Origin of the sequence: Agrobacterium sp. LAD9, assembly GCF_003031125.1 — a bacterium.
GTDB classification, from domain to species: Bacteria; Pseudomonadota; Alphaproteobacteria; order Rhizobiales; family Rhizobiaceae; genus Agrobacterium; species Agrobacterium radiobacter.
The window spans coordinates 80,103-102,203 of sequence record NZ_PHGS01000002.1; the positions used below are offsets into that span (position 1 = coordinate 80,103).

24 protein-coding genes are annotated in these 22,101 nt (G+C 58.9%); 4 read left to right on the forward strand and 20 right to left on the reverse strand.

The genetic code is table 11. The features are described 5' to 3' along the window. Positions 1–5: 5 nt before the first annotated feature. From DA915_RS01120 to DA915_RS01130, 3 genes are all read right to left on the reverse strand, one after another. A complete protein-coding gene (locus tag DA915_RS01120; protein WP_107674912.1) occupies positions 6–1,244 on the reverse strand; it encodes an aminopeptidase in 1,239 nt (412 codons plus the stop codon). An 89-nt stretch (positions 1,245–1,333) separates the two neighbouring features. Beyond that, on the reverse strand, positions 1,334–1,810 hold the full coding sequence (ybaK, locus tag DA915_RS01125; protein WP_107674914.1) for a Cys-tRNA(Pro) deacylase: 477 nt from the start codon (positions 1,808–1,810) through the stop codon (positions 1,334–1,336). A 12-nt stretch (positions 1,811–1,822) separates the two neighbouring features. After that, positions 1,823–2,170 carry an ArsC family reductase gene (locus DA915_RS01130; RefSeq protein ID WP_003503890.1) on the reverse strand — a complete coding sequence of 116 codons (348 nt, stop codon included), beginning with the start codon at positions 2,168–2,170 and terminating at the stop codon, positions 1,823–1,825. Between the two features lie 234 nt (positions 2,171–2,404). On the opposite strand from DA915_RS01130, the gene DA915_RS28780 reads away from it, so the two are divergent. Beyond that, positions 2,405–2,572 carry a hypothetical protein gene (locus tag DA915_RS28780; protein ID WP_003503889.1) on the forward strand — a complete coding sequence of 56 codons (168 nt, stop codon included), beginning with the start codon at positions 2,405–2,407 and terminating at the stop codon, positions 2,570–2,572. A gap of 202 nt (positions 2,573–2,774) precedes the next feature. Here DA915_RS28780 and DA915_RS01140 read toward each other — a convergent pair whose 3' ends face one another. After that, a complete protein-coding gene (locus DA915_RS01140; protein ID WP_107674915.1) occupies positions 2,775–3,491 on the reverse strand; it encodes a 2'-5' RNA ligase family protein in 717 nt (238 codons plus the stop codon). 91 nt (positions 3,492–3,582) lie between these two features. Then, positions 3,583–4,284, reverse strand: coding sequence for an isoprenylcysteine carboxylmethyltransferase family protein (locus tag DA915_RS01145; protein WP_174014687.1), 702 nt, complete (start codon positions 4,282–4,284; stop codon positions 3,583–3,585). Positions 4,285–4,646: 362 nt separating this feature from the next. Between DA915_RS01145 and DA915_RS01150 the strand changes: the two genes are divergently transcribed. Beyond that, entirely contained in the window at positions 4,647–5,225 is a 579-nt protein-coding gene (locus DA915_RS01150) for a TetR/AcrR family transcriptional regulator (protein ID WP_107674917.1), read from the forward strand. A gap of 143 nt (positions 5,226–5,368) precedes the next feature. Then, positions 5,369–5,857 carry a hypothetical protein gene (locus DA915_RS01155; protein WP_003503881.1) on the forward strand — a complete coding sequence of 163 codons (489 nt, stop codon included), beginning with the start codon at positions 5,369–5,371 and terminating at the stop codon, positions 5,855–5,857. 74 nt (positions 5,858–5,931) lie between these two features. Here the strand turns inward: DA915_RS01155 and guaA are convergent, their stop codons facing one another. The 13 genes from guaA to DA915_RS01220 form a co-directional block, all read right to left on the reverse strand. Next, positions 5,932–7,509, reverse strand: coding sequence for a glutamine-hydrolyzing GMP synthase (gene guaA, locus DA915_RS01160; protein WP_003503879.1), 1,578 nt, complete (start codon positions 7,507–7,509; stop codon positions 5,932–5,934). 83 nt (positions 7,510–7,592) lie between these two features. Next, positions 7,593–8,231, reverse strand: coding sequence for a 5'-methylthioadenosine/S-adenosylhomocysteine nucleosidase (locus DA915_RS01165; protein ID WP_080864327.1), 639 nt, complete (start codon positions 8,229–8,231; stop codon positions 7,593–7,595). Beyond that, on the reverse strand, positions 8,228–8,677 hold the full coding sequence (locus tag DA915_RS01170; RefSeq protein WP_003503875.1) for a PaaI family thioesterase: 450 nt from the start codon (positions 8,675–8,677) through the stop codon (positions 8,228–8,230). The genes DA915_RS01165 and DA915_RS01170 overlap by 4 nt, the downstream gene beginning before the upstream one ends. 79 nt (positions 8,678–8,756) lie before the next feature. Continuing rightward, on the reverse strand, positions 8,757–9,209 hold the full coding sequence (locus DA915_RS01175; RefSeq protein WP_107674919.1) for a TspO/MBR family protein: 453 nt from the start codon (positions 9,207–9,209) through the stop codon (positions 8,757–8,759). Between the two features lie 51 nt (positions 9,210–9,260). Further along, positions 9,261–10,355: a DUF1513 domain-containing protein gene (locus tag DA915_RS01180; protein ID WP_060727077.1), complete on the reverse strand. Its 1,095-nt coding sequence runs from the start codon at positions 10,353–10,355 to the stop codon at positions 9,261–9,263. A gap of 4 nt (positions 10,356–10,359) precedes the next feature. Further along, positions 10,360–11,481, reverse strand: a complete 1,122-nt coding sequence (locus tag DA915_RS01185; protein WP_107674926.1) for an imelysin family protein — start codon at positions 11,479–11,481, stop codon at positions 10,360–10,362. Continuing rightward, positions 11,481–12,935: a di-heme oxidoredictase family protein gene (locus DA915_RS01190; RefSeq protein WP_244600684.1), complete on the reverse strand. Its 1,455-nt coding sequence runs from the start codon at positions 12,933–12,935 to the stop codon at positions 11,481–11,483. The genes DA915_RS01185 and DA915_RS01190 overlap by 1 nt, the downstream gene beginning before the upstream one ends. Before the next feature lie 126 nt (positions 12,936–13,061). Then, a complete protein-coding gene (locus DA915_RS01195) occupies positions 13,062–14,339 on the reverse strand; it encodes an imelysin family protein (protein ID WP_107674928.1) in 1,278 nt (425 codons plus the stop codon). 155 nt (positions 14,340–14,494) lie between these two features. After that, positions 14,495–15,784, reverse strand: coding sequence for an RsmB/NOP family class I SAM-dependent RNA methyltransferase (locus DA915_RS01200; RefSeq protein ID WP_107674930.1), 1,290 nt, complete (start codon positions 15,782–15,784; stop codon positions 14,495–14,497). A 61-nt stretch (positions 15,785–15,845) separates the two neighbouring features. Next, complete coding sequence (locus tag DA915_RS01205; protein ID WP_003503862.1) at positions 15,846–16,214, reverse strand: septal ring lytic transglycosylase RlpA family protein; 369 nt, start codon at positions 16,212–16,214, stop codon at positions 15,846–15,848. Between the two features lie 427 nt (positions 16,215–16,641). After that, a complete protein-coding gene (locus DA915_RS01210; RefSeq protein ID WP_107674933.1) occupies positions 16,642–17,514 on the reverse strand; it encodes an SDR family oxidoreductase in 873 nt (290 codons plus the stop codon). A 3-nt stretch (positions 17,515–17,517) separates the two neighbouring features. Beyond that, positions 17,518–18,669 carry a tRNA epoxyqueuosine(34) reductase QueG gene (gene queG / locus DA915_RS01215; protein ID WP_107674935.1) on the reverse strand — a complete coding sequence of 384 codons (1,152 nt, stop codon included), beginning with the start codon at positions 18,667–18,669 and terminating at the stop codon, positions 17,518–17,520. 80 nt (positions 18,670–18,749) lie between these two features. Then, on the reverse strand, positions 18,750–19,442 hold the full coding sequence (locus DA915_RS01220; protein WP_003503856.1) for a glutathione S-transferase family protein: 693 nt from the start codon (positions 19,440–19,442) through the stop codon (positions 18,750–18,752). A 158-nt stretch (positions 19,443–19,600) separates the two neighbouring features. On the opposite strand from DA915_RS01220, the gene DA915_RS01225 reads away from it, so the two are divergent. Beyond that, positions 19,601–20,407, forward strand: coding sequence for an undecaprenyl-diphosphate phosphatase (locus tag DA915_RS01225; protein ID WP_060727073.1), 807 nt, complete (start codon positions 19,601–19,603; stop codon positions 20,405–20,407). Between the two features lie 102 nt (positions 20,408–20,509). On the opposite strand, the gene DA915_RS01230 is transcribed toward DA915_RS01225, so the two are convergent. Together DA915_RS01230 and DA915_RS01240 are read right to left on the reverse strand one after the other, a co-directional pair. Next, on the reverse strand, positions 20,510–20,665 hold the full coding sequence (locus DA915_RS01230) for a hypothetical protein (protein ID WP_004439462.1): 156 nt from the start codon (positions 20,663–20,665) through the stop codon (positions 20,510–20,512). Between the two features lie 350 nt (positions 20,666–21,015). Beyond that, on the reverse strand, positions 21,016–21,996 hold the full coding sequence (locus DA915_RS01240) for a complex I NDUFA9 subunit family protein (protein WP_107674937.1): 981 nt from the start codon (positions 21,994–21,996) through the stop codon (positions 21,016–21,018). Positions 21,997–22,101 lie beyond the last annotated feature (105 nt).

A 22,101-nucleotide genomic window follows, 5' to 3' on the forward strand; every position in this document is an offset into this window, starting at 1 on the left:
TCCCGTCAGGCCCATTCGCCCTTTCGCATCACTGGAACCGAGGAGCCATCCGGCTTCACGCCATCAATGTCCACCTTGTCGGAGCCGATCATCCAGTCGATGTGGATCAGGCTGGAATTGCCGCCCTGCGCCATGATCTGCTCCTGCGACAGCGAGGCGCCGTCAAGGAAGCATTTTGAATAGCACTGGCCGAGCGCGATGTGGCACGAGGCATTTTCATCGAACAGCGTGTTGTAGAACAGGATGCCGCTTGCCGAAATCGGTGAGGAATGCGGCACCAGCGCCACTTCGCCCAGACGCCGCGCGCCCTCATCGGTGTCGAGCACCTTGTTCAATACAGCTTCGCCCTTGGAAGCCTTGGCTTCGACGATACGGCCCGCCTCGAACTTCACCTGGATATCGTCGATCAGCGTTCCCTGATGCGACAGCGGCTTGGTGCTGGAGACGTAACCATCCACGCGCAGCGCATGTGGTGTGGTGAACACTTCTTCAGTCGGGATATTCGGGTTGCAGGTCACACCATTCTTGGCGGTGGAGGCGCCGCCATGCCATTCGTGGCCGTCCGCGAGGCCGATCTTCACATCCGTGCCGGGGCCGGTGAAATGCAGCGAAGCGAAACGTTCGCCGTTCAGCCATGCCGAGCGCTTGGCGAGATTGGCATTATGCTGCGCCCACGCCGCGACCGGATCGGCCAAATCCACCCGCGAGGCGGCGAAGATGGCGTCGGCAAGCCTGCGGACCGCTTCGTCTTCCGTCACATCAGGAAAGACCTGCTTTGCCCAAGACGGGTTGGGATAGGAGATGATGTTCCAGTTGATGTCGAAATTGGAAATCTTCTCCAGCGCCGGCTTGTATGCCGTGGAGTTGGCCTTGTTGGCGCGGGCAACCTTGGCCGGGTCCTGTTCGGCCAGCAGCATGGGGTTGTCGCCGGCAATCGCCAGCCGCGCTGCGCCATTGGCATAAGCCTTTGCCATGCCCTCATAAAGCCAGCCGGAAGCCCGGTCGAAATTGGCGTCACTGGCATGGCGATAGCGCGCAAGCGTGGTTTCTTCATCGGAATAAAAGGTGGTGACCAGTCCGCCACCTGCCAGATAGGCGTGTTTGGTCAAAAATCGCACCAGCGGCAGGGCTGCCAGCGGCGCTGTAATCACCAGATCCTGGTCCTTCTGCAATTGCAGGCCGACCTTGATGGCGACTTCGGCCAGTTTTTCGAGTTTGACGGGATCGATGGGAGAAACGGTCATGATCTGCCTTCGTCTATTTCAATCGGAGGCGCCGACCATAGCCCATTCCTCCCGAAAGCCAAATGCTTTCAGGCATGCCCTCCGGCACTTCAATCGGCGACCAGCGGTGCGGCGATGGCCTTCAGCGCCATTTGGGCATCGCGGGGCGAAAGCCTCACTTGCAGGCCACGCTGCCCGCCATTCATGTAGACATAATCATGCGTCATCGCCCCGGCCTCGATGGCCGTCGGCACCTGTTTTTTCTGCCCGAAAGGGCTGATGCCGCCGACATGGTAACCGGTGGCGCGCTCCGCATCGGCAGGCTTCATCATGCTGGCGGATTTACCTCCGAAGGCGGCGGCCAGCTTTTTCATGCTGACCTCACGATCCGAAGGGACGACGACGCAGACCGGCTTGCCATCCAGCTCCGCCATCAGCGTTTTCAACACCAGATGCGGTGGCTCACCGATCGCCTCGGCCGCCTGCAGACCGATGCGGTCTGCATTCGGATCGTAATCATAGGTGACAGTGGTGAAGGCAACGCCTGCCTTGGTCAGCATCTGGGTGGCGCGTGTTGTTTTGGACATGACAGGTTGCAGTCACGCAAAAAGGGTCTGGTAGGTTTCAGGCTTGAAACCGACAGTTATCTTGCCCTTCGCCTCCAGCACCGGACGCTTGATCATGGAGGGCTGCTCCAGCATCAGCGCGATAGCCTTCTCACGGTTCAGATCGGTCTTCTGGCCGTCGTCGAGTTTTTTGAAGGTCGTACCGGCGCGGTTGAGAACCGTTTCCCAGCCCGCGGCATCGCACCATGTTTCCAGATGGGCGCGGTCGATGCCCGACGCCTTGTAGTCATGGAAAGAATAGTCGACGCCATGGGTCTCCAGCCAGCTTCTGGCCTTCTTCATCGTGTCGCAGTTCTTGATGCCGTAAATGGTGATCGTCATGCTGCCAGCCTCTTTGTCTTCAAGCTCTCCGGCATAACAAAATATCCGCCTTATTCAACCCGCCCGCTGAATTGCCCCTGCGCATTTGCCCCGTCTTGATGCTAAGTCATGCAAAATCGCAATGGCTGATATCCGAACGAGCGCGAGCAAAGCTGCATGGCTTCCCTGCTACATCATGAGTTGTAGAACGGGGCCGAAATGCCCATTATCTGGGCATCAAAGATGGAGAGAAAAATGCGTCAGGTTGCAAAGACATCGCGTAACTTCTTCGGTGAAACTTTCGCCGTTCTCGGTGCAGCGCTCTCGGTTTCGGCCGCTGTTCGCGCACATCGCAAGCCCGCCCGTGCCGATCTTGAAGCTCTTGGTATCGACGGTAAGGCTTTCGACAAGGTACAGCTCTAAGCTGGTCATTATCCGTTGCGAGGCGATACCGCCTCGCTTGCGCTCAGGATCGACAACCGGATCGGTTTTCTACGGGCGCGGTGGATACGCGGATGGCGCGAAAAGCGCCCCGGCTTCGCAAAACAAGGTTCCGTATAGCTTTCAATAGCGGATGCGGAAATGACTATCGGCGTGGGAAGTGCTATGCCACTTCGGGTGCATCTTACCGCATCGCCACCCTTTGCATCGGCCGTTTCGAAGGTCCGATCACTTTTCCCGGCAAATGTAACTGGCTTTCAGGCCGCTCATAACGGTCTGCTTTCGGCGAAAGTGCGAAGCGCTCGAGCAATTCATGCCGCGTTTCGCCATTGTGACTGAACACAAGTTCGAAGTTCCCCACCAGCCAGCTATAGGGTTTCTCAACCTGCATCAGCTCGATTTTCCCGCAGCCGTAGATCATGGTGAGATGCGGTGTAAAAGACGATGCGGCGACATAGGGCAGGTTTGCTCGCCAAAGGGAGCGCTGCACCATCTTCGCCAGAGCCTTAAGCTCCTGCATCTCGCTGCCACTGCGTAGCACCAGACTGTTGCGATTGCCGAAGAGCGACGATCCATCGAATGTGATCGGAACAGGCCGCGCCTTGATTTCCCCGAGCGTCGCCTTCAGCCGATGTACCAGCCCGTGAGGCACGGTCTCAAAACATCCGACACAGAGCAGGGTTATATGCAGAAGCTCCGGCGGATAGGCCTCACGCTTCGTCCGCCCCGCAGCATGGCACGACGCATCGGCAAAAATTCGTTCCGCCAAGGCTGCCGGCGGTTTCACCATGATCAGGAGCTTGCTGCTTAATCGCGGATTGAAACGCCGTATTTTCTCCGACTCCCACCCTTCGAAGCAAAGCTGCTTTGAGCTTCCTTCCTCTGCCAACTCGAAACTCATGACGATGCTCCATGGCCTTTGCCAGGGCCGCGATATTACCATCACCGGTTAAAATTGAAAGAACAAAAAGAGAACAAAAGCTTTGTGACGTTTACCAGATACCGGGAAACAGCCGATAGCGCCTTTGACGGGCATATTCAGAATAACCGGGCAATTCGGCCTGCAGCAGGCGGTCTTCCAAGCCGGTACGGATGATTAGCAGCACGATGGCCAAAGCCGCGGGGAGCAGGGCTATCCAGGAACTCAATGCGAGCGGTATGCCAGTGAACATGCCGATTGCGGCCGTGTAACCGGGGTGGCGCACGATACGGTATGGGCCCGACGTGACCACCCGCTGCCCGCGCTCGCTTTGGATTCGGACCCCGGGCTCGAAGAACGGATTGACGGCCTGGGCCCAGGCCGTAACCGCAATACCGCCGACAAGCAGGATGTAGCCGAGCAGCACGACCCACAACGGCACGGCAGACCACTCCATCCGGCCGGCATCGAATGCCGCAACCGGGATTTCAGCAAAAAAAGCCAAAAGGATCACGGAGACCAGAATCAGGTCCCATTTCTTGGTACCCGGCTGGAACCGGCTGCGCGCGCGGAAAATGACCGGGTTCACACGCGCCAATACCAGCGCGGAAAGGCCAAAAGAAACGACGACGACCACGACGAAAATCCAGCCCGGGCACCAGTTGATCCTGCCCGCAGGCAGAAAAACCAAGGCCATCAGGCCCAGCGGCAAACTGATGGCGTACAGGATCGCGGCGGCGCGTGACATAGGCTTCGGATCGGCATCGGATGTCATCGATGGGCTTCCTTCTATTGTCCTCGATAGGACGAACGGCAGCCTGTCCTGGTGGACTGATTACACCCCTTAAAGCGGTGCGGGGCCGGCGGTACTCTGCGAAAGACAGTCGAATACTGACAAAAAAGCGCAGAAAGTCAAACGCATAAGCGGTGTCGGGTCTAGCCGACCGCGCGACAGCTGCTTGCGGACCGGAATGGGCGATCACTGTTTGGTGGTTCATTTTTTAGTCGCTTTCGGCAGTCGGTACGTCCCGTAATATCGGCCCCGCGCACATCTGGTTTCCGGCGGGATTCCGTCAGCAGCCATAAGGCAAACGGCTTCGGGTTGACATTCTACCTACTAGTTGGTAGGTAATTACTATGAAAAATCCACAAACCAAAGCGGATGAAATTCTTCGTTGCGCACGCTTCCTGATCATAAAGGGCGGCTACAACAGTTTCAGCTATGCCGATATTTCCGCTGTGGTCGGTATTCGCAATGCGAGCATTCACCACCATTTTCCCAGCAAGACCGACCTGGTCCAAAAACTGGTTGCGCAATACAGGCAGGAGGCGGAAGCCGGTATCGCCGAACTGGAGCGAAACGTTTCCGATCCGCTCGAACAGCTTCGCGCCTATATCGGCTATTGGGAGGGCTGTATCGCCGAGGCCACTCATCCCTTCTGCGTCTGCGCTTTGCTCGCCAGTGAAATTCCGGTTCTGCCTGAAGCAGTCGCTCTTGAAGTGCGCGCGCATTTTCGAAGTCTCTCGGACTGGCTCACCACCGTTCTGGAACGCGGCGTTGCCCAAGGGCGCATCGCGCTGAGCGGAACTGCCAGAGCCAATGCTGAAATCTTCATGGCCACCGTGCATGGCGCGATGCTTTCCGCCCGTGCTCACGGTGATGCGACGACTTTTGGTGCAATAACCCGCCCCCTGCTGGAGCGCATGACCGCTTAAAATCGGGGCCTCGCGGGGAACGTGAAGGCGTGGCCCGGGCGGCATGCCACCGAAACAACAGACAGCATTAAGCTGGCAGATTTGTTGATGACAGTCTGCTTCCCGAACCACCCCGTCCTTTTGGACAAGAAAGGCAATCTCTCATGTTCGGAATTTCTCCGCTTGGCTGGATCCATACACTTGGAAGCCTGCCGGCCATTCCCGCCGCCATTTACATGTTTGCCCGCTACGGTCGAATCGTTCCGCGATCAGCGCCGGGCACCCTCTATCTTGTTTCCATGCTGATTGGAGCTGCGACGGTCTTCCTCGTCGCGCATCAGCCGATCAGCTATGGCGTTGGCGTCCTGACCATCCTTTTCCTGCTTGCAGGTTACGGCATCGAACGCGTTCTTGGTTCAACGCGCCTGGCCAGATATATTGAAACCATCTGTCTCAGCATCACTGCGTTTCTTTTGATGGTCCCGACGGCCAGCGAAATCCTGCGTCGTGTTCCGGACGGTCACCCTCTGGTTACGGACCTGAAATCACCGCTGCTTCTCGGTGTTCAGGCAGGGTTGCTGGCGATCCTCGTGGTCGGCCTGGCCGCCCAGATGATCTATCTCACACGACAAAACAGAAACGCCGCGAACTAGTCGCGGCGTCATCGTTTAAACTGCCTTCGACATGGCGGCGTTGCGGTAGCAACGCCACTGTGTCGATTATAGTCCTATTCCCACTCGATCGTGCCGGGCGGTTTGCTCGTCACGTCATAGACAACGCGATTGATGCCCCGCACTTCGTTGATGATGCGGGTTGCCGCGCGGCCGAGGAAATTCATGTCGTAGGGATAGAAATCCGCCGTCATGCCGTCTACCGAGGTCACGGCGCGCAGCGCGCAGACGAAGTCATAGGTGCGGTAATCGCCCATGACGCCGACGGTCTGCACCGGCAGCAGCACGGCAAAAGCCTGCCAGATGGTGTCGTAGAGACCAGCCTTGCGGATTTCATCGAGATAAATCGCATCGGCCTTACGCAGAATATCGAGCTTCTCGCGGGTAATCGCGCCGGGGCAGCGGATCGCCAGACCAGGACCTGGGAAGGGGTGGCGGCCGATGAAGCTGTCCGGCAGGCCGAGTTCACGGCCAAGCGCACGTACTTCGTCCTTGAAAAGTTCACGCAGCGGCTCCACGAGCTGCATGTTCATGCGCTCGGGAAGACCGCCGACATTGTGGTGGCTCTTGATGGTGACAGAGGGGCCGCCGGAGAAGGAGACGCTCTCGATGACGTCAGGGTAAAGCGTGCCCTGTGCGAGGAAATTCGGAGCACCCTTGCCGTCGGCGGCGATCTTGGCCGCTTCGGCCTCGAAGACTTCGATAAACAGGCGGCCGATGGTCTTGCGCTTCGCTTCCGGATCGGAAACGCCCGAGAGTTCGCCGAGGAACAGATCGGCGGCGTCAACATGAACAAGCGGAATATTGTAATGGTCGCGGAACATGCCGACCACCTGCTCGCTTTCACCAAGCCGCATCAGGCCATGGTCGACGTAAACGCAGGTGAGCTGGTCGCCGATCGCCTCATGGATGAGAATAGCCGCAACCGAGGAATCGACGCCGCCAGAGAGTGCGCAGAGCACGCGGCCGGTGCCGACCTGCTCGCGGATCTTGCGGATCATCTCGGCGCGATAAGCCGCCATCGTCCAGTCGGATTTAAGCCCGACGATCTTGTGCACGAAGTTGGAGAGCAGCTTGCCGCCGTCAGGGGTATGCACCACTTCCGGGTGGAACATGGTGGAGTAGTAGTGACGGGTCTCGTCCGCGGCGATGGCGAAAGGCGCGTTCTCGGAGGTCGCGATGACCTCGAAACCTTCCGGCAGCTTCGTTACACGGTCGCCATGGCTCATCCAGACGGGATAGCTCTTGCCCTGTTCCCAGAAGCCTTCAAAAAGCGGGCTTGCCTTCTTGATGTCGATATCGGCCCGGCCGAATTCCGCCGCATGGCCGCCCTCGACGACACCGCCGAGCTGCGTGCAGAGCGTCTGCTGGCCGTAGCAGATGCCGAGGATCGGAACCTTGCTGTCAAACACGGCCTGCGGCGCGCGCGGGCTTCCTTCCGCCGTCACGGATGCGGGGCCGCCGGAGAAGATCACGCCCTTGGGCTGAAGCTTCTCAAACGCCTCTGCGGCATTCTGAAACGGATGGATTTCGCAATAGACCCCGGCTTCGCGGATGCGGCGCGCAATCAGCTGCGTCACCTGGCTGCCGAAATCGATGATGAGAATGCTGTCGGGATGGGCTATCTGGGTCATGGCGAGCCTTTAAAGAAAATGGCGGCTTTAGGCAACCCGGAAGCGGGTGTCAAACAGCGGAAATTTGCGAAAATCGCAAGGTTTCAAAGGGCGATCGTACCGTCTTCAATGGCGCGGCAAAGCCCGTCGACGGCCTCCGCCAGCTTTTCGTCGATGATGTGCAGATATTCCGTCCAGTCATCCACATGGTTCACATCCGCCTTGCCATCGGAAATACCACGCAGACCGGCGAGCGGTACGCCGAAGCGCTGGCAGGCACGGAGCACGGCGTAGGTTTCCATTTCCACCATGTCGGCGTTGATCGCCCCATAGGCCGCACCGGAAACCACGTTGGCGCCGGTGGAAAGACGTGCCTCGGCAATGCCGGGTATGAGGAAAGGCAATGGCACATCGGCCGGCAGGTCAAGAAAGGGCGTGCGACCCTTTTCGAAACCGAAGGCGGAGGCGTCCATATCGCGATACGAAACCGAAATCGCCTGATAGACGCCCGTTTGGTCCAGAGTGCGTGAACCGGCAGAGCCGAGAGAAACGACGAGGTCGGGCAAATGGTCTGCCGCATCGAGACCGGCAAGAACGGCCGTTACCGAAATCGCAGCCTCGACCGGGCCGACGCCGGTCATCAGCGGCGCAATGCGGGCCTGTAGATGGGGGCCGTATTCGGCGGAAGCCGCCATGACGAAGAGGACGGATTTATCCGCAACATGCAAAAGCCGGTAGTTCATCCGGTAATATCCTCGCGACCCTTTACCACCATCATGGTGCCGGTCATGGAGGCGATCAGCTTTGCCGGCCCGTCCGAAAGCGCATAAGCGCGGCCATCGGCGACGATCAGGTTGTTTCCGGGCTTGATGATTTCGCCACGAAACAGGAACCGTTCGCCGCGTCCGGGCGACATGAGGTTGACCTTGAACTCGATGGTCAGCAGCGAGGCGTCAGGCTCGATGATCGTATAGGCCGCATAGGTACAGGCCGTATCCAGACCGGCGGCGATGACGCCCGCATGTAATATGCCGTGCTGCTGCGTCAGCTTTTCATGAAAAGGCAGTTCGATTTCCACCAGCCGGTGTTCGATACGGGTGATCTCGGCGTTGATCGCCTGCACCACGCCCTGGCGCGCAAAGCTGCTTTCTATCCGCTGACGAAAATCGCCGGGATCCGTGATCTCCATGGCTTACCTGCCTGCCTTCTGCCCTGTCGCAGACTGACATGGCGCGTGGCGGCGGGCAAGGCAAGGGCTTGCAGCCGAATTAGTTCAGCATGCTGATGCTTGCGTTGAGCACCGTGGCAAAGGCGACCCACAGCGCATAGGGCATAAAAAGCCACATCGATATGCGGTCACGGCGGTAGGTCAGCGCCATGAAGGCGATGATGCAGATCAGCATGGGGATGATGATGACGAGTGCGCCTGCCGGGCTCTGCATGCCGAAAAAGATCGGCGACCACAGGAAATTCAGTATCATCTGCGTGAACCAGAGGCGCATACGCGTCCCCATCGGCTTCCTGATCCAGGTGCGGGCGCCGGCAATGCCGATCAGCACGTAAAGCGCCGTCCAGACCGGCCCGAAAATCCAGTTGGGTGGATTGAAGAATGGTTTCTGCAGCGATTGATACCATTCGCCCGGCACATTGTTGACGCCGATCAGCGCTCCAACGGCAACAACTGCAACTACGAAAACAATGTACACGGTAAGGTTTTTCATGACGCATCCAATGCGCCGACCATGCTTTTGTTCCCGTGCCTTTTCAGTATTTTAGCTGGAGAGACGCACGATATGCTGGTCCCATGCCACGTCGCTTCGCACGGTCTCGAAAAATCCGTCATAGGAAGAAACAGCAATGCCGTTCGCGGCAGGGGCGACGCCCGCGGCTTCCCGCACCGTCGTCTCGGATAAAACGCGCCCGGTTTTTGCATCCAGCGTCACGGCGGCGTTGCCGTTGGGCGATGTCAGGCCCACCAGCCCATCGCGCCGGTTGACGGCGATGGCCCCGACGTAATTGGCAAGGCGCATCGTCGTTTCCTGGGGCAAATCCACGAGGGACACATCCTCACCCTTCGAGAAATGTCCGACAAGCGGCGGAAGGTCGTTGCGCGGTCCCTCATATTGGCAGGCAAACCAGATGCGTCCGTCATCGCCGAGATCCACATGGCGGGTGGAAAGCTGCCGCAGACGATCCGGCATTGCGTGTTTCTGAATCAACTGGCCGGTCGCCGTATCGAGAAGCACAAGAGAGGGCTGCATATTGTCGATATTGAGCTTGGTTCGTCCGAAATCCGGATGGGTCTCGATGCCGCCATTGGCGATCACCATCAGCCGCCCGTCATCGCTCACCGTCATGTCATGCGTGCCGATGCCATGCGCGTCATATTCGCCGATGCGGGCAAAGCCGTTGCGGGCGTCATAGAGCCCGATGACGCCACGATTGCCGTCGAAGTCGTTTTCGCTGGCATAAAGGATTGCGCCATCGGGTGAGAATTGCCCGTGGCCATAGAAATGACGGTTCTCCGGCGTGTGCATCACGATCGGCTCGTGACGCCGCGCGGGGTCGAAGGCCATGAAGAAGGTGCCGGGTCGGCGCGCAAAGGCCACTGTCATGCCGGTCGCGTGGCTCGTCGCCATTCCGTGGGCGCGGGCGGGAAGCGCGACGCGGTCGATGATCTCGCCGCGCTCGCTGATGGTCGCGATGCCGTAGGAGCCGTCACGGGCGCGAAAGGCTGAAGCGAAGACGGCATCGGCGCGTTCCAGCGCATGCAGCGAGCCGGGGGCAAGCGTGGCGAGGAAGGGAATGCCCGCCGCCTTGATGAAGCTTCGCCGGTCCATCAGCATCGGCTTTTTGCCTGAGATCATCGGCTCAGTCTCCGTCGGCGAAGGAAAAGCCGGAGCTGAGGCCGATTGCGCCGCCATATTGATCGTTCAGGCGGTAGATCAGGTCTTTGCCGTTGAGCAGCAGATAATCCACCTTGGCGCGCTGATCGTCCTGATCCAGCGCCTTTTGCACATCCGTATCGATGGTTCCGGCAACGCGGATCATCGATTTGGCGATGAAATCGATGGAGTTGACGATGGAGCGCTGGTCAGGCGGCACGAGTTCGACCATATCGGCCGTGCGCAGCAGGGTCTGAACCGCCTTGATGTTGGCTGAAATACTCTTCCAGGTCAGGCCGGAGCGCCAGTAAATGGCGGTGCGGGGAAATCTTGCCTTGTCCGGCCCCTTGTAGAAGGTTTCGATCCGCTGGTCGCGGATGGCCTCGGAGCCGTGGACGAGAATGCCTAGCAGGGCAACAAGCGCCTCGCGCTCGTCACGAAAGACGGGGTTGTCCGCACCGGGCTCAGTCCAGTTCTTCTGCGCGCCATCAGGTGCATTCCAGCTGTCGGAAAGTTCCGCCGCCACATTGGCGATATTGCCGGCGATGGCGGCGCCATAACGGCAGCGGAAATCACCCTTCCTGTCGAGCAGCTCTTCCGCTCCGGTTCCGTAAAGTACGAATTCGAGAGCGCCGAGCCCCTGCGCCGCAACGCTCTTGCCGCTCAGGCGTTCGGCACTGGTGACGCTTTCATCTTTTTCGGCGAGATAACGCTGCACCTGTTTCAGGCCCAGACTCTTCTTGTCGGGGTAATAAAGCACGCGTTCGAAACGGTTCTTCTCGATGACAGGGCCGACACGCACGATCTCGATGGTCGACCAGCTCGAGACAGTATCGGCAAAAGCCGCCTGCGCTGCCGTCTCAGTCGTTTGGGACGGAGCGGCGCAAAACGCTTTCATACGGCCTTCCAGCGTCTCCGCCGATTGCCGGAAGTGGTCATAGCCGGGACGGATGAAACCGTTCACAGCCTTTTCCATGACACCCCGCACCTGCATGGGGTCAAGCGGCGGTGGCGGCATCAGTTCCACGTCCTGTGCGTTTGCCGGCTGATTGGCCAGAAGCAGCAGCACGGAAAAGAGGCCGGAGATTTTTCGCATGGCATTGTTCATCAAAGGGACTCCAGAAAGGCCAGCAAAGCCTGCCGGTCGGATTTTTGCAAGGCGGCAAAGGCGTCGCGCGCTTTCTGCGCTTCGCCACCGTGCCACAATATCGCTTCCGGCAGGCTGCGCGCCCGGCCGTCGTGCAGGTAAAAACCGTTGCCATTGACCTTTTGTGTCAGGCCGATGCCCCAGAGCGGTTGGGTACGCCACTGCCGCCCGCTTGCTTCACCCACCTGCTGGCCGTCGGCAAGCTCTTCGCCCATGTCATGCAGCAGAAAATCGGAATAGGGCCAGATCAGCTGGAAAGAATGCATGGGGTCGGCGGCATCGCGTCGGGTGACGAATTTTGGGGTATGGCAGGCGGTACAGCCGGAGGCATAGAAAAGCTGCTTCCCCTGCAGAACCACCCGATCATCGACATTGCGGCGGCGCGGTACGGCGAGGTTTTCGGTGTAGAAGGTCACGAGATCGAGAACCGGGTCGGGCGCTTCTACCGGCCCGAGCCTGGGCTGCACGCCGGTCGGCATGGCCAGACAGTCATTCTGGGCTTCAGTGCAATCGCCATAGGCGTTCGGCGCATCCGGCGTGGAAATGCCGATATCATGGGAGAAGGCGCTGGCGCTCTGGTCGCGCACGCTCGCATTCTGCGCTTTCCAGCCAAACCGTCCGAGTTTTATCTCGCCAGTGCGATGATCCTTGACCCATGCCGGACGCCCGGCAATGCCGTCGCCATTGTTGTCGTCTGGGTCGGCGTTGGCCAGAATATCGGTCTCGGCAATGGCCTCGATCAGGCCAAGCCCAAGGGTAGGCATGGCAATGCGCGCCGAAAGCGTCGTGTCGGCGCCAAGCGGGCCATATTGCAGATTAGCCACGGCATAGTCGGGCTTGCGCAACATCACCACCTCGCCCCCCGGTAGCTGAACCGGCTTTTCCGTATAGGTGATGAGCGGTTTGCCTTCGGCGGCGAGGCCGGGAATGGCCAGGTTCTGAAGCTGCCGGCCATAGGTCTCGTCGGAAAAATTCAAGACCTGGTGGCTGGCAATGGCCTGTCGTTCGGCTTCATCGCGGGCCGGTCGCGCCAGCCGCAGGAAGAGGGAGACGGCCTCTTCTCCGGCAAGGGGCGGTCGACCCCTGCCATCCTTCACATGGCAGGTCTGGCAGGAACGGGCATTAAAAAGCGGCCCCAGACCGTCCGAGGCCTGTGTGGAGGAGGGAGAAGAGACCCAGAGCTTCTGGAACAGCGCGTTGCCAAGCTTGAAATCCTGTTTCCGCTCCAGCGGCATTGTGGCGGAAGGATGCGAAAACGCGCCGCTGTCGGGTTTGCCGGTGCTGGTCGTTGCTCCGCCGGACATGGCCTCGAAAGGTTCCGGCCTGGTAAAATCCGTCGTTGGGGTGGTCACGGCCAGGACGCGGCCTCGATCTGTCTCCGTCAGATCGCTACGCAGCGGTTCGGCAAGCGCCATCGACGCCACAAGGCAGGCTGCCCCGGTTAAGAAGAACGGCTTAGGGGTCGGCGGCAGCAAAAATTGCATGACAACAGGGGCGATGGAGAGCAACGGGCCGCAGCAATCTGCGGCCCGCTTTGCCGCTTATTTGAAGACGGCGTTCGGATTGTCGAGGCTCTCGGAGCCTTCAAGCTCGATCTTGCCGAGATCGAGCGCCGCTATGACGCGTTCGACAGTCTTCGTCTGGTCGAGAAGGCCATCGATGGCCGTCTGAACCACGGCGTTGCCTTCCTTGTTGCCTTCGCCGATCATCTGGTCATAGGCCTCAACGGTCTGGGCGCGCTTTTCCATCGCGTGCATGGCGTCGAGTGTCTTGTTCAGCTTCGCCAGCATCTCGTCGTTCAGTGCCTTGTCCTTGGCGCCGACCAGTTCAGACAGCGAGGCGCCCGTCATCTTCGTCCCGTCCACGCGGGTATAGTCGCCGGTATAGGCCGACGCGATGCCGATGGCGTCGTAAAGATGCGAATTATAGGTGTTGTCGGAGAAGCAATCATGCTCCTCTTCTGGATCATGCAGCAAAAGGCCGAGCTTCATGCGTTCGCCGGCCAGCTCACCATAGGAGAGTGAGCCCATGCCGGTGAGAATGGCGGTCAGGCCCGCTTTGGGATCGGCTTCCACTGTCTTCGTGGCTTCGCCTTCCGGCGCCCAGGCATCCACCATCTCCTGAAGATCCTTGATCAGCAGGGTCGAGGCGGATTTCAGGTAATCGGCCCGGCGGTCGCAATTACCGTTCGTGCATTTCGCCTTGTCATAATCGGTATAGGGGCGGTTGCCCGCGCCCGGTCCGGTGCCGTTCAGGTCCTGACCCCAAAGCAGGAACTCGATGGCGTGGTAACCGGTCGTCACATTGGCTTCGACGTCGCCCGCCTCGTGCAGGCTTTCGATCAGCTCGGGGGTGATCTTGGAGGCGTCGACCTCTTCACCGCTGATCTTGATCTTCGGATTCGCGATAATGTTGGCAACGTAGAGTTCGTTCTCGTCGCTTTCGGTGCCATAGGAACCGTCGACGTAATCGATCAGACCTTCATCCAGCGGCCAGGCATTCACCTTGCCTTCCCAATCATCGACGATCGGGTTGCCGAAACGATAGACTTCCGACTGCTGATAGGGAACACGGGCCTTGATCCATGCCTCCCGCGCGGCTTTCAGGGTTTCTTCGCTCGGCGTTGCGATCAGCGCATCGATGGCCTTGTCCAGCGCCTTCGCCGTGGTCAGCGAATCCTCGTATTTCGCATGCGCGACATCAGCATAATGCTTGACGACGGCGGCCGCGTCAGTGGCGGCCTGTGCGGGGAGCGCGGTAAAAGCCGCAGATGCGGCAAGAAGCGCAAAAGAAGCGCTGAGAATGGTTTTGCGGATCATGATCCCTCTCCTTCGGCAGGCGCGAAATGACTTCGCGCCGCGGCAAGCGAGTTCTGACCCAATCACAAACTTGTGTCAAACATTCTAGTTTAGAATGCTTTGAAACAAGATCGAGGGCTGTTTTTCAAGTAAAATCAGTGCTTGCAAAGAGGGTACTATGCTTTGCGTTTCATCAAGCAGAAGAAGAAGCCATCCGTATCTGTGGTTGCAGGCGTCAGCGTCACTGTCCTGCCGTCGGAAGAATGCGGTTTATTCGCATTGCCGCCGAAAGTTGTCTGCCAGCGTTCCAGTGCAGAGCCGATGGAAAATTCCGGGTTGTCCGCGCAGAAGCGCTTGACCTGCTGCTCGTTTTCTTCGGGCAGAACCGAACAGGTGACATAAAGCAGTTCTCCGCCCGGGCGCACGAAACCCTTGGCCTGCGAAAGCGCCTCGCCCTGCTGCTGCACGCGCTCTTCCAGATTGCGCGCCGTCAGCCGCCATTTGGTATCGGGGCGTCGGCGCCAGGTTCCGGTACCAGTGCAGGGCGCGTCCACCAGAACGCGGTCAAATTTTCCCTGAAACGGCGTAAGGCCTGATGCGCGGTCATGGACCTGCACATTGCGCGTGCCGGCCCGCTTCAGCCGCTCGATGATCGGCGCAAGGCGCTTGCGGTCGGCGTCAAAGGCGTGGACCTGGCCCTTATTGTTCATGCTGGCAGCCATGGCCAGCGTCTTGCCGCCGCCGCCCGCGCAATAATCGAGGATCTGTTCGCCTTCATGCGCACCTGCAAGATCGGCAACAATCTGCGAGCCCTCGTCCTGCACTTCGAACCAGCCTTTCTGGAAGGACAGTTCGGCGGTGACGTTCGGCAGGCGGGAAGGGCCCTCGCCGGCGGGAATGCGCACGCCCTGCCGGGCGATACGTGTGGCTTCCGCGCCGCTTTCTTCCAAAGCCTTTAGCACCTTGTCGCGCGTCGCTTTCAAGGTATTGGCGCGCAGATCAAGCGTGGGTCGCTCGTTCAGCGCCTGAGCCTCAGTGAGCCAGCGCTCTCCGAATGCCGTTTCGAGGGAAGATTGTACCCATTCGGGTATGTCGCCCTGAATATGGGCCGGTGCGTCAGCGAGGGAGCGGGAGAGAAAGGCCTGCTGTCTTTGTTCGTCCGGTGCGGCGGGGGCGAATTTGTCGCCGTCGAATTCTGCCGAAAGGTCCGAAAAGCTCTTGCCCCATTGGCGCAGCAGAACCGCATAACCGAGAGAGGTGGCGCTATCGTCATCCATCAGCCAGGCGTGCGACAGTTTCATGCGCAGCGCGTCATAGACGATGTTGCCGATTGCGGCCCTGTCGCCGGAACCGGCAAAACGATGGGCAAGGCCCCAATCTTTCAGAGCATCGGCGACGGGACGCCTGCGTCCCTCAATATCCGCCAATACTTCGATTGCTCCGGCCAAACGCCCGCCTAAACGCATTGTCTACCTCGTTCTTCTGATAAGCCCGGTTGGTAGACGCGAATGGCGGCGAGGGCAAGGCTCAATCGGCCTTGACGATCTCGTAGCAAACCTTGGCGGTGCCGGAGTTGATCATGCCGATGTTCTTGGCGGCCGCCTTGGAAAGATCGAGAACGCGACCCTTGATGAACGGCCCGCGGTCGTTGATGCGCACCACAACGGCCTTGCCATTGCGGGCATTGGTCACCTTGACCTTGGTGCCGAACCGCAGCGAGCGGTGGGCGGCGGTCAGGTTGGCGGCGTTCATGCGCTCGCCAGAAGCAGTCTTGGAGGTCAACGCATACCACGATGCGCCTCCACAACCATTTGCCGCATTCGCCTGAAGAGGCGCAATGATGGAACAGGCGGCGATAGTTGCAGCGGTGAAAGTTATACGACGGATATTCAACAAACTGTGCTTCCCTGAAAATCGGCCCCGCGCCGATTGATTGTGCCCTTGCTAAACGGCCATGAACTGGCCTAAACGCCTTTTGATGCGAGATTGTAGGGCGAGGGAAAAATGGCGAAAAAAAGCTGATCTCAAATCACGAACTGTTACAGTCTGTAATATTCGTGATCGTTAGCCGGAAAGGCGTCGTCTGGCCATCCCTGTCACAATTCGGAAAAAATAATGCAGAATCAACGCTCAATGGAAATGTTGTTGCAAGTCACGGCTTCGTGAATCCACTTCACGAAATGTGAGTGAAATATTTTTCTAATGACTACGATTTTAGTGATTTTTGGATGGTTAATAAAGTCCTAATTAGCTGAAATAAGACGAAAACCATCCGCAAAAGCCGGATTGGAAGGATTTTTCATCGCTTTCGATGGGACCATTCTCAGCCTCGCCAGAGGCCGTTTTCCCACAATTGTTTCAGGGAGAGCCTGTACTCCGGAAAGCGGAAATCGAAGCCAAGATCGCGTATTCTGGCGTTCGAAACGCGCTTGTTCTCGCCATAGAAAGAGCGCGCCATCGGCGTCAGATCGGCGGTTTCAAAAGCCTGCTCGGGCGGCGGTTCCACGCCCATCAGCGTCGCTGCGAAGCTCACCACATCCTGCGGCGGGCAGGGTTCATCATCTGTCACGTTGAAGATACCGCGTTCGTTTTTTCGTGCCAGAAAGGCAAGTGCGGCACCGATATCCTCGACGCGGATGCGATTGAACACCTGGTCCTTCTTCACAAGCCGCCGCGCAGTTCCCTTCTCGAAATTCATGAAGGCATTACGTCCCGGGCCATATATTCCGGACAGGCGCAGGATGGAAAGCGGCACATTCGCCTTTTGGGCTGCTTCAGTCCAGGCAGCCTCAGCGGCTACCCGTTCCACGGAGCGCGCGGAAACAGGGCGGCAGGGTGTCGTCTCGTCCACCCAGGCGCCGTGATGGTCGCCATAAACGCCGACGGTGGAAAGGTAAGCGACCCATGTCAGATTGGGCAGGAACTTTTTCAGATCGCCACCCAGAAGCGCAAGCAACGGATCGCCATCCTTGCCCGGCGCGACGGATTGTACGAGATGCGTCACATTGCCCATGGCGGCGATGAGCTCGTCATTGAGGTCGACCCCGTCAAAGAGGAACGGCGTCATGCCCGCTGCGGCGAGGCTTGCGAACTTGTCTTTGCTGCGTGTGGTGCCGGAAAGGCTTGCGGCCTCGGGTTTCAGCGCGTTTGCAATGGCCTTGCCCGAATATCCCGCGCCAAAAATCATCACATGCATGGTTCACGCCTCTGCCAGTTGCCATTCCATTTCCGCCTCCGGATCAGGCTCCGGGGCGCGACCGGCAGAGTATGTACGGAATTCGTCCCTGTCCATAAGCCGTGACAAAGCCCATGCGGCCATGCCGCGCACCTCGGGCGAAGGGTCAGTTTCCGCAAGCGCCTTGCATTGTTCCACGAATTGCCGGTCTGCGGAGTTTCCCGCCGCGATCAGCACATTGCGGATGAAGCGATTGCGGCCGATGCGCTTGACCGGTGAGCCGCTGAAGAAACTGCGAAACGCAGCGTCATCGAGCGTGAGCAGGAAGGCGATGGAAGGTTCCTTCAGATCCTCGCGCGCCTGCAGTTTCATCTCGGAGGCGCTGGCCGCAAATTTGTTCCACGGACAGGCGGCAAGGCAATCGTCGCAGCCATAGATGCGGTTGCCGATCATCGGCCGGAACTCGTGCGGGATCGGCCCCTTGTGCTCGATGGTGAGATAGGAGATGCAGCGGCGAGCGTCCAATTGATAGGGCGCGGGGAAGGCAGCCGTCGGACAGGCATCGAGACAGGCGCGGCAGGAACCGCAATGATCCTTTTCGGCCTCATCGAAACAGAGTTCGGCCGTGGTGAACATGCTGCCGAGAAACAGCCATGAGCCATGGGTGCGGCTTACTAGGTTTGTGTGCTTGCCCTGCCAGCCGAGACCGGCTGCGGCGGCGAGCGGCTTTTCCATCACAGGCGCGGTATCGACAAAGACCTTCACATCCTCGCCGGCGCGCGCGGCAAAACGGGTTGCGATCTCCTTCAACCGCCCCTTGATGATGTCGTGATAATCGCGGTTGCGGGCATAGACCGAAATGGCGGCCTTGTCCGGTTTGGAAAGCAGGTCGCGCGGATCTTCTTCCGGGCCGTAGTTCAGTCCGAACATGACGATGGAGCGCACGTCGCCCCACAGCGTTTTCGGTTCGGCACGCCGTGCTTCCGTTTCCTCCATCCACGCCATCGTGCCGTGATAGCCGTTGTCGAGAAACTGTCTCAGCCGTTCCGGCGTGAGCGGAATGCTGTCTGGGGCGGTGATGCGACAGAGATCGAAGCCGAGCGAAAGCGCTTCCTGACGAACGAAGTCCGTCAGTTTGTGCGCGCGTATCCGCTGCTTTTCGCTCGCGACGTCGATGGTCGTTTCTCCTGCGGGCTATTCTGCGGCATATATAGGCTGAGCCGCAGGCCACAGCAAACAACCAGCAGGACTGGAACTTAGAAATCCAGATCGGCGTAGTGGGAGGAGGGGGCAAGGCGCGGAATGCGCTCGCTCAGGAACGGCCGGAAGGACGGGCGCGATTTCAGCCGCTGATACCATTCCTTGGCAATCGGCGCTTCGAGCCAGTTGATCTCGCCGAGATAGTCCAGCACCGAAACGCCGGCCGCTGCGGCAAGGTCGGCATAGCTCAACCGATCGCCGGCGAGCCATGTGCGCGAACCGGCCAGCCATTCCAGATATTTGATATGCTGGCGGATATTGTTGCGGGCGGTGCGCAGCAGCTTGGAATCCGGCGGTCCGCCGCCCTGGGCCGCCGTCATCTGCAATTTATAGACCCGTTCCCGCACCAGCGGCCGGGTCACGTCATTTTCCATCTTCTGCAGAAACCACTCCGTCAGGCGACGGATTTCCGCGCGCTGAAACGGGTCTTCCGCCAGAAGCCGGCGGTCGCGCTTCAGAACGCCATGCGTTTCGTCGAGAAATTCGGCAAGCACATAAGGCCCGCTCAGCGAGCGCATATTGTCATCGAGATAGACCGGCAGGGTGCCGGCCGGATTGAGCGCCAGAAACTCCCGCCGTCTTTCCCACGGCTGCTCCTCCACGAGATCGGTCTGGAACCCGTATTCCGCAAGGATCAGACGAACGAACCGGGATGCGGTCGACATCGGAGAGTGATAGAGAGTTGGCATCGGTACTCAATTTTTACGATTGGTTGTCATGATCGGCATTTGCCGGAAAACTTTTTCAGTTTCGCTTCATCAAGACGCTATAAGAGCTTGGCTACTTTAAAACAAGTTTAACGCAATTGCCTTCCATTGCCACTTCCCCCTGAAAAGAAGGATACCTCATGGGTGACCAATCGATCATCAGCGCGCTTCTGCTGGGCATTATCGAGGGTCTGACGGAGTTCATTCCCGTTTCCTCAACGGCACATGTGCTGCTGGCCGGGCATTTCCTCGGCTTCAAATCACCCGGCAACACCTTTGCCGTCCTCATTCAGCTCGGCGCGATCCTTGCGATTCTTCTCGTTTATTTTCAAAAGCTTATGTCTATAGCCTTGGCCCTGCCAACCAGCGCCAAGGCGCGTCGTTTCGTGCTGGCCGTCGCTCTCGCCTTTTTGCCGGCGGCGATAATCGGCGCCTTGGCGCATGATTTCATCAAGACCGTGCTGTTTGAAACGCCGATGCTCATCTGCGTGGTGCTGATCATCGGCGGCGTCATTTTGCTTGCAGTCGATCGCATGCCGCTGAAACCGAAATATACCGACATCATGGATTATCCGCCGTCGCTTGCCTTCAAGATCGGCCTCTTCCAGTGCCTTGCGATGATTCCCGGCACGTCGCGATCCGGCGCCACAATCGTCGGCTCGCTGCTGATGGGCACGGATAAGCGCTCCGCCGCCGAATTTTCGTTCTTTCTGGCGATGCCGACCATGCTCGGCGCTTTCACGCTCGACCTTTACAAGAACCGCGATGCGCTGAGTTTTGATGACGGCGCGCTGATTGCCGTCGGTTTCATCGCCGCTTTTGTCTCGGGCCTCTTTGTTGTTCGCTCTCTGCTGGATTTTGTGTCGCGTCGGGGCTTTGCGCCCTTTGCCTGGTGGCGCATCGCCATCGGTTCGCTGGGGCTGATCGCGCTTCTGGTTTTCGGCTGAGCCGAGGACGGGAATAACCCTCGTCCGTAATGAACGAACAAAAACAGAAAAAGCGCCCCGGAGAACCGGCGGCGCTTTTTCTTTGAAACTTTTAAAGGCCGATCAGTTGGTGCTGATCGAAGCCGTTGCGCAGGGGTCGACGCCGTAGGCGGGAGCGCAACCGCTCTTGCCCGCTGCAACCGTTCCCGGCGCCATGAAAGAACCCGCCAGAACCACCAAAGCCGCACACGCAAAAAAGAGTGCGATAGATCTGCCCATTTTATTATTGCCTTTCAGACGTTCGTTCGCGCGGATCGTGCCGCCGTGTGTGAAGTGAGGGTTCGGGATATGTTTGGAATGTGGCGAATATCAATAAAGCAGCTTGTTGAATACCGGGTTAATGCGAAGTCTTTTCCACAGTTGCGCTTGTGCCACGCTTGCCTGTGGCGGCCGGACGGCCGTTAACTTTTACCCGGCTTTAGAAATCTGCCTTAGTTCATTCTACACCTCCCCTACAGTTGAGGAGAAAATGCACGAATAGCGGTTTGGTTGCAATTGAATTGGGCAAAAACAAAAAGCGGGAATGGCTCCCGCTTTCGTTGAAATCGCTGGCGCTGCAGGCCTGAGCTTCAGGCCGCTTTACCTGCGTTTGAGAACTGGCCGTGGGTGCGATATTGCACCATGTAGGACGGCAGGATGGAGGCGACGCGAACGGGGGTGATGCCGATACCCTCCAGCGTCAGGCCGTTCTTTTCCGCCTCGGCGGAGACGACATTGTCCTTTTTCAGCATGGTCACCTGATCGACCGTCAGCGGCGGCTTAATCAGCGGCACCAGCGAAGTGAGCTTGGCGATCGTTGAGGCGATACCGAAAGGCAGGTCGACAAAAGGACGCTGGCGGTACGTTGCGGCAAGAACCGCCTCAAGACAGTCGCGGAACGTCATCACGTCCTGGCCGCCGAGTTCGTAAATGGCGCCGGCCTTCAGCTTGCCATCGACGCCACGGGCGACGGCTTCGGCGACATCCTCGACATAGACCGGCTGGAATCTGGTTTTTCCGCCGCCGATCAGCGGCAGGAAGGGCATGCTGCGGGCCATCTTGGCGAATTTGTTGAAGAAATCGTCTTCCGGTCCAAAAATGATCGACGGGCGAAGGATCACGGCGCCCGGCAGGATGGAATGGATGGCGGCTTCGGCGCGGCCCTTGGTACGGCCATAACCGGTCGGCGAACCCGCTTCCGCACCGATGGCGGAAATATGCGTCAGCGTGGCGCCAGCATCGCGGGCCGCCTCGGCAATGGCTTTCGCACCGAATTCCTGAACGGCGTCAAAGGTGTTGCGACCGCTTTCGGTCAGGATGCCGACGCAATTGACCACGTGATCAGCATCTTCCACGGCTTTGACGATGGAATCGCGATAACGCAGGTTCGCCTGAGCAAAGGAAATCTGACCAACATTGCCGAGCGGCTGCAGGAAGCCGGCAAGATCGGGGCGACGTACGGCGACACGGATGCGATAACCGCGCTTCGCAAGTATCCGCACGACATGCCGCCCGACAAAACCCGAACCGCCAAAAACGGTGACGAGGGGTGGAAGGTTGGCCAAGGTCATGGGAGGCTCCTCAGAAGCTGTCGATAAAGCGTTTTTCAGTCTCTTAGCCCAAAGCCGCGCGCGCGTGAAGAGATGTTGTCGCAGGGCAGGGGCCGGTTTTGGAAA